2 protein-coding genes are annotated in these 4,338 nt (G+C 74.9%); both read right to left on the bottom strand.

Annotated elements, in window-relative coordinates; translation table 11 throughout:
- Positions 1–2,759, bottom strand: a 2,759-nt coding sequence (locus ABD308_RS27235) for a type I polyketide synthase (protein ID WP_344339769.1), incomplete at its 3' end; no start/stop codon positions are given.
- Between the two features lie 23 nt (positions 2,760–2,782).
- Positions 2,783–4,338 (bottom strand): type I polyketide synthase (locus ABD308_RS27230; protein ID WP_344339767.1); only part of this gene is annotated, 1,556 nt, incomplete at its 5' end.

The raw sequence follows: 4,338 nt of genomic DNA, 5'->3' as shown, positions 1-4,338 counted from the left end.
ACGTCGGTGGCGGGGCGGGTCTCCAGCCAGTAACGCTGGTGCTGGAAGGGGTAGGTCGGGAGGCCGGAAGCCGGAAGGACCTGGGCGTCCGCGAGTGCGGCGGACCAGTCGACGGCCAGGCCGTGCACGTGGAGTTCAGCGGCGGCGAGCAGGACGCGGTCCCAGCCGCCGTCCTCGCGCCGCAGAGTGCCGGTGACCACGGTCGGCGCCTGGACGGACTCCTCCAAGGCCTCCACGACGGCGTGGGCGAGCACAGGGTGGGCGCTGACCTCGACGAACGCCCGGAAGCCCTCGGCCGCCAGGGTCTCGACGGCGTCGGCGAAGCGGACGGTCTGCCGCAGGTTGCGGTACCAGTAGCCGGCGTCCAGCTCCGGGCCCTCCAGCCAGCGGTTCTCCACCGTGGACAGGAACGGGACGCTCGCCGGCCGGGGCTTCACCGCACCCAGCAGCTCCGCGAGTTCGGCCTCGATCGACTCCACGTGCGAGGTGTGCGACGCGTAGTCGACGGCGATCCGCCGCACCCGCACACCCTGCTCCTCGTACGAGACGACGAGCGTGTCCAGACCCGCCGGGTCACCGGCCACCACGACCGAGGACGGACCGTTCACCGCCGCGATCTCGACGCCGGCGGGGAGCCGGTAGGCCACCTCGGCGAACGGCAGCCCGACCGAGACCATCCCGCCCCGGCCCGCCAGGCCCCGCGCGATGGCCTGCGACCGCAAGGCCACCACGGCGGCGGCGTCGTCCAGCGAGAGGACGCCCGCGACATGCGCCGCCGCGATCTCCCCCTGCGAGTGACCGACCACCGCGTCCGGCAGCACCCCCAGCGACGCCCACAGCCGCGCCAGGCCCACGTTCACCGCGAACGACACCGGCTGCACCACATCCACCCGCTCCAGCGAAGCCGCACCCGGCACCTGGTTCACCACATCCAGCAACGACCAGTCGACATAAGGCTCCAAAGCCTTCTCGACCTCACCGAGAGCCTCCGCGAACACCACCGACTCGGCGAGCAGCCGACGCCCCATCCCCACCCACTGCGACCCCTGACCCGGGAACACGAACACCGACCGACCACTCACCTCCGCCCGACCGGAGACGACGCCCGCCGCCTCCTCCCCGCGCGCCACGGCGTCCAGCGCCGCCAGCGCGCCCGCCCGGTCGGCGGCCACCACCACCGCCCGCTGCTCCAGCCCGGCACGCGCGCCGACGAGCGTGCGGGCGGTCCGGGCCAGGCCGGTGTCCGGCTGCTCGGCCAGGAGACGGCCCCAGGCGCGGGCCTGGGCCCGCACCGCGTCCTCGGAGACGGCCGACAGCACCAACGGCAGGGCGGTGTCCACCGGTTCGGCGCCCGGCTGCGGCGGAGCGTCCTCGGCCGGGGCCTGCTCCAGGATCACGTGGGCGTTGGTGCCGCTGACACCGAACGAGGAGACGGCGGCCCGGCGCGGCCGGTCGACCTCCGGCCAGTCGCGGCGTTCGGTGAGGAGCGCGACCGCGCCCGAGTCCCAGTCGACCTTCGAGGTGGGCGTGTCGATGTGCAGACTCTTCGGCAGCACGCCGTGCCGCAGCGCCTCCACCATCTTGATCACGCCGGCCACGCCGGCGGCGGCCTGGGTGTGGCCGATGTTGGACTTCAACGACCCCAGCCAGAGCGGCTGTTCGACGGGTCGGCCCTGCCCGTAGGTGGCCAGCACCGCCTGCGCCTCGATCGGATCGCCCAGCGAGGTCCCCGTGCCGTGGCCCTCGACGGCGTCGACGTCCGCCGCCGTCAGCCGGGCGTTGGCGAGCGCGGCCCGGATCACCCGCTCCTGCGAGGGACCGTTCGGGGCGGTCATCCCGTTGGACGCACCGTCCTGGTTGACCGCCGAACCCCGGACCACGGCCAGCACCTCGTGCCCCAGGCGCCGCGCGTCCGACAACCGCTCCAGCAGGAGGACGGCCACGCCCTCCGCCAGGCCCGTGCCGTCGGCGGCGTCCGCGTACGCCTTGCAGCGGCTGTCGCGGGCCAGACCGCGCTGGGTCGCGAAGTCGACGAACACCTCCGGCGTGGCCATCACGGCGACGCCGCCGGCCAGGGCCAGCGTGCACTCGCCGTCGCGCAGCGCCTGCGCGGCCAGGTGGACGGCGACCAGGGAGGACGAGCAGGCGGTGTCCACCGTCACCGACGGGCCTTCGAGACCGAGGGTGTAGGAGACCCGGCCGGAGGCGACCGAGCCCGAGTTGCCGATGCCGAAGTACCCCTCCAGGCCCTCCGGGAGGTTGAGCACGTGGTGCGCGTAGTCGTGGTACATCAGCCCCGCGTAGACGCCGACCGGCTGCCCCTTGAGCGAGGTCGGGTCGATGCCCGCCCGCTCCAGGGCCTCCCAGGAGGTCTCCAGCAGCAGCCGCTGCTGCGGGTCGGTGGCCAGCGCCTCGCGCGGCGAGATCCCGAAGAGCGCGGCGTCGAAGCCGCCCGGGTCGGCGAGGAAGCCGCCCTCCTCGGCGTAGGTCTTCCCGGCGGCGTCCGGGTCGGGGTCGTACAGGCCGTCCACGTCCCACCCCCGGTCGCGGGGGAACGGGGCCATCGCGTCGGTGCCGTCGTGGACCAGGCGCCACAGGTCGGCCGGGGAGGCGACGCCGCCGGGCAGCCGGCAGGCCATTCCGACGATGGCGATCGGCTCGGCGCGCCGGGCCTCGACGTCGCGCAGGCGGCGCCTGGTCTGCTGGAGGTCGGCCGTGACGCGCTTGAGGTAGTCGCGCAGCTTGTCGTCGTTCGACATGGGGTTCTTCCTCGTATCCGTCATCAGGAAAGGCCGAGTTCGTTGTCGATCAGGTCGAAGAGCTCGTCGTCCGAGGCGGCGCCCAGGTCGACGCCCTCGGCCTCGGGCTCCTCGCCCGGCTCCGCCCAGCGGGCGGTGAGGGCCTCCAGACGGGCGGCCACCTGGGCGCGCACCCCGTCGGACGCCCCGGACGCGCCGGCCGTGGCCGCCAGCGCCTGCTCCAGCCGGTCGAGTTCCAGCAGGACGGGCGGCACGGCCACCGAGCCCACCAGGCCCAGCCGGTCGCGCAGGTGCTCCGCGACGGCGGCCGGCGTCGGGTGGTCGAAGACCAGGGTCGCCGGGAGCCGGACGCCGGTGGCCTCGGTGAGACTGCCGCGGATCCGCAGCGAGGTCAGCGAGTCGAAGCCGACCTCCTTGAAGGCCTGCGCGGGCTTCACCGTCTCGTCGATGCTCTGGCCGAGCACCTTGGCCGCGCTCGCCCGGACCAGGTCCAGGAGCAGCCGGAGCTGTTCGGCCTCGCCCACCGCGGAGAGCCGGCGGAGCAGGACCTCGCGGCCGTCGCCGGTCGGCGCGGCGGCGGTGGCGGTGCGCCTCGGGGCGCGGACCAGGCCGCGCAGCAGGGGGTTCAGCTCGCCTGCCGCCGCCTGCTTGCGGAGCGCGTCGCGGTCCAGGCGGGTCGGGACCAGCAGCGCCTCCGGGGAACCAAGGGCCGCGTCGAACAGCGCCAGCGCCTCCTCCGTGGCCATGGCGGCAAGTCCGCCGCGTGCCAGGCGGGCCCGGTCCCCCTCGCCCAGGTGCCCGGTCAGGCCGCTGGCCTCCGCCCACAGACCCCAGGCCAGCGACACCGCCGGCAGACCCTGATCCGCGCGCCACCGCGCCAGGCCGTCCAGGAAGGCGTTCGCCGCCCCGTACAGGCTCTGCCCCGCGCTGCCGAACACGCCCGCGCCGGAGGAGAAGAGGACGAACGCGGTCAGGCCGAGGTCCTTCGTCGCCTCGTGCAGATGCCACGCCGCGTCCGCCTTCGGCGCGAACACCTCGTCCAGGCGTTCCACGGACTGCGCCTCGAACACCCCGTCGGCCAGTGCCCCGGCCGTGTGCACCACCCCCGTCAAGGGACGCTCCACCGGCACACCGTTCACCAGGCCATCCACCACCGAACGCTCCGACACATCGGCGGCCACGACCTCCACCGACGCACCCAACGCCGCCAATTGCCCCACCAGCTCCGCCGCACCAGGCGCTTGCGGACCCCGACGGCTCACCAGCAGCAGATGCCGCACCCCGTGCGACTCCACCAGACGCCGGGCCACCAGCCCACCCAACGTCCCGGTGCCGCCGGTCACCAGCACCGTCCCCGCCGGATCCAGAACACCACCGCCCTCGGCCGCGACACCGGCCCGGGCCAGACGCGGCACCACCGCGCCCCCGGCACGCCACGCCACCTGCGGTTCGCCGGACGCGAGCGCGTCGGCCACCAGCGAGGCGGGCGCCGCCGAGCCGTCGGTGTCCACCAGGACGATCCGGCCGGGGTGTTCGAGCTGCGCGGTGCGGGCCAGGCCCCAGACCGCGGCGGGCGCCC

It is taken from the genome of Kitasatospora putterlickiae, assembly GCF_039527695.1.
Lineage (GTDB): Bacteria > Actinomycetota > Actinomycetes > Streptomycetales > Streptomycetaceae > Kitasatospora > Kitasatospora putterlickiae.
Note: the sequence above shows the minus strand (reverse complement) of the source record. Positions and strands in the feature narration are given on the sequence as shown.